The organism is Proteiniborus sp., from assembly GCF_040308045.1.
Lineage (GTDB): Bacteria > Bacillota > Clostridia > Tissierellales > Proteiniboraceae > Proteiniborus.
Window position 1 is genome coordinate 1 of sequence record NZ_JAWRHZ010000034.1, and the last position, 6,070, is coordinate 6,070.

Genomic DNA, 6,070 nt, shown 5'->3' on the forward strand with positions numbered 1-6,070 from the left:
AATAGCTGGATAATAGGCGATATGGAAACAGATATTGAAGCAGGTAAAAGTGCAGGTTGTAAAACAGCAAAGATTGGAGAAGAAAGCTTAAGTTCAGATATAAATGGTAAGGATTTAGAAGAAGTAGCACAGAAAATAATAAACTTTACACATTAGAAGAAATAAAAATACATTCTTTATTTGGTCTTTGATTATGAGGCCTAATAAATGCTTTTATAACGAATAGGAAAGTTCTACTTTAGCATTTTTGCTTTAAGAACTTTCCGTCAATGAGTTTCAAGAAAAGCTTCCTATGATATGCTTCCCTTACAATAGACTGTTACCAGTCAATTAGACAGTAGAAAAAAAGGATTTTACCTAGATTGTTATCGAAATACTATAACTTTTGTAATAAAAAGAATAAAAAATAAGAAAAATATTAATTTATTAATATAATTATCTACAAAAAATTCAAATAAAAGATTGTATAATTTATTCAATTAAAAAATTTATTTGAAAAGGAGGGATAATGATATGAATATTAGGAAACTAAGTAGAGTAACTTCATTAGTGTTGCTAGTATGTATGACATTTACAGATGTTTTTTTAACACCAGAAGCTATTTACTCAAGTGACGCAGGAAATATAATAGCCGATGAAATAGTAACAGAAGATACATATGAAGTTGTCACAGAGAATACAGTTATTGATAATCTAAATATAATTAGTAACAATGAGAGCACGGTTTCACAAGAGGTATACTTAGAAAATGAAAATAAAGTACAATTTTCATTGATATTTGAGATACTAGATAAAAAAGAGAGGTATAGTGAATTAACAGAAGAAGAAAAAGAACTAGTACAAAGCATTTATAATATAGATGAAGGAATTATTAAAGAGTGTGAATTAAAAGGATATTCCTTAATAGATGCGATCAATATAGCTTTTAGAGTAAAAGAATACTCTTTATCTATCGATGAAGTTGAAAGTCTACTATTAGCAAAAAAGGATATAGTATTAGTTGATAAAGAGTTAATCAGACTAAAGTATTTTAACGAGAGAATAAATCTTACATCAGATGAGATTGATACAATATTAGGTTTGCTATTAGAAGGTTATAGTATAGAAAGCATTAAGCCAGCCTTTATAGTATCTTCAGCCTTTGGATTACAGATAACACAATTGTTAATTAAAAGTGAGGATTTCAATAAGCAAGAAGTTATAAAATCCATCGGAAGTACATATACAGAAGATGAAATAATGTGTATTAATGATATTCTTGATAGGTATACTATAGATATAATTGACTTGTTAAGCTATGCAAAACAAAACGATCTTCAAGTAAAAGATATTATGAAAAAGATAATTAATTATGAAGCAAATAGAAGTGCAGATAGTTCAAATAAAGATGCTGAAATGACAGGTGAATCACCTGTAAACTATGAAAAATATTTTAGTGTACCATATAGCATAAAAGACGATAATAATGAGAATATATTACTAAATACAGGGGCTCTCGAATATAACATTAGCCTACTAAGTTTATCAGGAAGAAATGGTTTAGACATAGATATTACGTTAAGGTATAACTCACAACAAGCTGCTTTTTATGAACCTGACTATTATATTGAAGAAGATTATGATTATAAAGTAAAAAAATATGAAACTCAATATTGGAGTAATTGGATAGGAATCGGAGAATATAAGCCTACAAGATTAGTAAGTACTCATACCCATGACACATATTCTAGAGCTAGAAATGATGCAATAGACTGGGAAAATAGCAGTTATATTATACCAGGATATTGGGCTGATGGCACAGATTTAATAGTTGTTCGTAATGCAGATATCTATGAATTTCTGTGCGGTGAATACTATATTAACACTACTAATCCAAATACTTATACAGAACTTAATAACAATCTAGGATCAGGATGGTCACTTGGGTTTCCGTCAATAGAAAGTGATGGAGGCTCAAAATATTTGCATTTAGGAGATGGTAGTGTATATAGAATAAATATAACATCAATAGTAGGAGATTCAAACTTAGAAAAATATACATTAAAAGATATGAGATTGGAAACTGATAATGGAAGTTACTCAAATGGAGAAAGGCCCTCAGCATATGTTTTAATATATAGTAACGGTACAAAGAACTACTTTGCAAACGACGGAAGTCTATTAGCTATACAAGATATATATCAAAACACCATTAAATTCCAGCATATAGTTATTAATGGTCATCCAGTAATTAATAAAATTACAGACACATTAGGAAGAGTTATTAATATATCTTATCAGAATACTTCTACAGGTAAAAAAGTAATAATAACAGCACCAGATAATACATCAGTACAATGTATATTAGAACCAATACAAGGTTATTCCAGTGACTATGCATTAAAAAAAATAATTGACCAAGAAGGCAGAGAAACTACCTTTGACTATAGCATTGAAACAGGAAAATTCTCATTTTTCAGCAAATCAAGCAGAAATACAAATAATGTATATGCAAATTTGACAAAAATAGCATATCCAACAGGAGCAAATACAAAATATACTTATGAGAAATCTGTGCGAAACTTGTCCAGTAGCGGGAGCGAGGAATATTTTAGGATATTAACAAGAGAAGATGTAGAAAATGCCATATCATATAATAAATTATCCTACAGCTATAGTGCAGATAATTATACAGGGTATCCCACAAATAAAAACCCATCATCATTGCCTACTACTTTTACCTATAATACAACAATTACAGATTCAAAAAACACTAAGGGAATATACACATTTAATTATATGCATCTCAAAACTAGCGATCAAATAAAAGAAAATGGAGCAATACAGTTAAAAGAAAATGCTTATAACTATGACACAAACAAACTTCCAGCAATAGTGACTTTAAAATCATACACTCCATCAACAGGGACAAGCTTAGCAAAAGAAATAAGGTATAATTATAATGATTATGGTGACCTATTAGAATATATAGACGAACTAGGATATAAAACTACCTATACATATGAAAATAACTATCATCAATTAACTAGTGAAGCAAGAAATATAGACTCAACAACTATACAAAAAACAGAATATGGAGTGAATCAATTTAATGGAAATATTGATTGGAAAAAGCAGAAACATATTGTAAATGGAGTAGACAAGCCAATCATGACTTATTATACCTACGATAGTTATGGGAATATGAAAACAAAAAAAGTTATAAAAGAAGATGGAAGCTTTGTGCTAAATAACTATGAATATAGTCCAACATATAATTATGGCTATATGACCAAAAGCTATATAGCAGTAAAGGATTATAATGGTACTAATACCGTAATAGAAGAAAAATATAGCTATGATTTTAATACAGGGAATTTAATATTATATGCAGATGGAAATAATAACATAACGACATATGAATATGATAATTTAGGAAGACTAACAAAACAAATAAATCCAGATGCTACACAAAAGAGAATACAATATGATGACTTATCAAACATAGTAATAGCAACAGATGAAAATGGACATCAAAAGAGAAATATATATGATGGGCTAGGAAACTTAATAAAGAAACAGGAAAAAAAGAATAGCACATGGATAACACTAGAAGAAAATCATTACAATTCACTAGGACAAATAGATTATATAATAGATGGGAATGCGAATATAACGGAACATGAATATGATACATTAGGCAGAATAACAAAAATAACAAATCCAGACTCATCATATAAATCAATAGAATATTATGACGGAGAAAACAAAAAAATAGAGATAGACGAAGAAGGAGATTACCATTACTATTACTACAATAAAAAAGGAAATCTTACAAAAGAGCAAGCAAAACCAGATAAAAATTCACCAACACTATATACAACAAGCTATTATTATGACTATATAGCAAACCTAATAAAAAAAATAGATGCAAATGGAAACGGAACAAACTATAATTATGATGACCTAGGAAGACTAATCTCAGTTATAAATGCACTAGGAGAAGAAACAAAATACCAGTACGATGAACTAGACGATATAACAAAAATTACCACAGCAAAAGGAAATACCACAAATAGATATTACGATGAACTAGGCAGACTAATAAAAGAAGTAGATTCATCAGGAAAACCAGAATATATACAATACGATGGTATAGGAAACATAACAAAGAAAATAGACAAAAAAGGCCAAACAACAACCCATATCTATGATAACAGAAACAGGCTGACAGCAGAATCAATAGGAAATATTAACATATCATATACCTATGATAATGTAGGTAACGCACTAACTATGGCAGATAGTACAGGAACAACAAGATATGAATATTATGAAAATGGAAAGTTAAAAAAAGAAATACAGCCAAATAACAAAAATATTTACTATGAGTATGATAACAATGGCAATAGAACAAAAATGATAGATTACTTTGGTAAAAATACAACCTATACCTATGATAATAGAAATAGACTAAAAACAGTAACCGCAGATGGAGCCACCACAACATATGAGTATTATTCAGATGGAAGCAGAAAAAGCGTAACATATCCAAATGGGGCAGGAGAAGAATACGCATATGATGGGATAAACAACTTAATAACACTTACAAACAAAAAAATAGATGGTTCAATTATAGAAAGCTATCAATACACATATGATAAAGTAGGAAATCAACTGAGTAAAACAAAAAATGGAATAGGAACAATTTATAGATATGATGCGCTAGATAGAGTACTTGAAGTATATGAAGAAAATAATCCTAAGACAAATTATACTTATGATAGAAATAGTAACATAATAGATAAAAATACTATTTATCCTGAAGGATATAAATACAATCACACAATAAATGGCATAGTAGTACAATTTGATTCCATCAGCGATCATAATATTAATTATGATTATGATAGTAATAATAGATTAATAAGAACGGTTGAAAGCTTCGAAGTATCTAAAGAAATAGATATAGATAAAATAAAAATACAAAAAGAAAAAGACTATATAGCAAATGGTACAAGTATACCCCTAAATTTAGAAGGATTAGATTTACCAGATTATTTATCGAATTCAGTCAAATGGTATAGCAGTTCCCCTGATTTAGTATTTCAACCTAATGAAGGGCAAACAGTTGTCGCTAATTATAATGCGAGTACAAACAAAGCACAAAATATACAGATAAAAGCGATAATTCAAGGACTTGAAATAACGACTAATATATATGGTATCTTTTCAGAAAATGAAGTAAAAGAAATAGTAATAACTACAGAAGAAAATTATGTATTAAAAGGTAACCCTGCAAAGCTTAATCTATCAGGTAAATGTTGGAATGGCACAGAAGCAACCGAATTACAGTTAAGCACTGCAATATGGAGTAGTGACTCAAGCAAACTAACCTTTGACACAAATATAGGAAAGGAAGTAAATGTAGACTATAATGGTATAGGATATGAGAAAATCAAAGTTACAGTAAAGTTAGACCATTTAGAGAAAAGTATATATATAGATGCAATTACTTCAATGAAAAATTTAAAAGAATTAACTATAACCCCTAATGAAGTCAAACTAAATAATAGAGAAAGACAAATATTCACACTGACAGGGATATTATATGATGGAACATTAGCACCTGATATTATACTAGAAGAAGCAATATGGACAAGTTATAGTCCAAAGCTGCAACTAATAAATACAAAGGGTAAAAGTGTAGAAGCATGGTATCTAGATGACGGTACAGTAATTCAATCAATTGAAACGGACCAGAGTATAGACATATCAAAAATTCCGGTACCTCCACCAGGAACTGAAGAGATAATATTAACAGCACAAATAGACAATATAGAAGCAAATGCAAGGATAATAGTAGATTTTATAGAACCACCGATAGGCGACTTACCTGGCTATAACCATAAAGCAGCAAGTGAAAACCCGATAACCCTAGAAACAGATAATGTTATTCCTTCTAGTAAAACAGCGATATTAAAATGGGAAATACAGCAGGTAACTGAATACACATATGATGATAATGGGAATATGATAGAAAAATCAAAAATCGGAGATTTAGATTCAGAAACAAGCTACTATGTATACA

At 29.3% G+C, this 6,070-nt stretch carries 2 protein-coding genes; both read left to right on the plus strand.

Translation table 11 applies throughout. The features are described from left to right. Nucleotides 1-9: 9 nt before the first annotated feature. Complete coding sequence (locus ABV008_RS06415) at nt 10-156, plus strand: HAD hydrolase-like protein (protein WP_502929753.1); 147 nt, start codon at nt 10-12, stop codon at nt 154-156. 357 nt (nt 157-513) lie between these two features. Further along, nucleotides 514-6,070, plus strand: a 5,557-nt coding sequence (locus ABV008_RS06420; RefSeq protein WP_502929752.1) for an RHS repeat domain-containing protein, incomplete at its 3' end; no start/stop codon positions are given.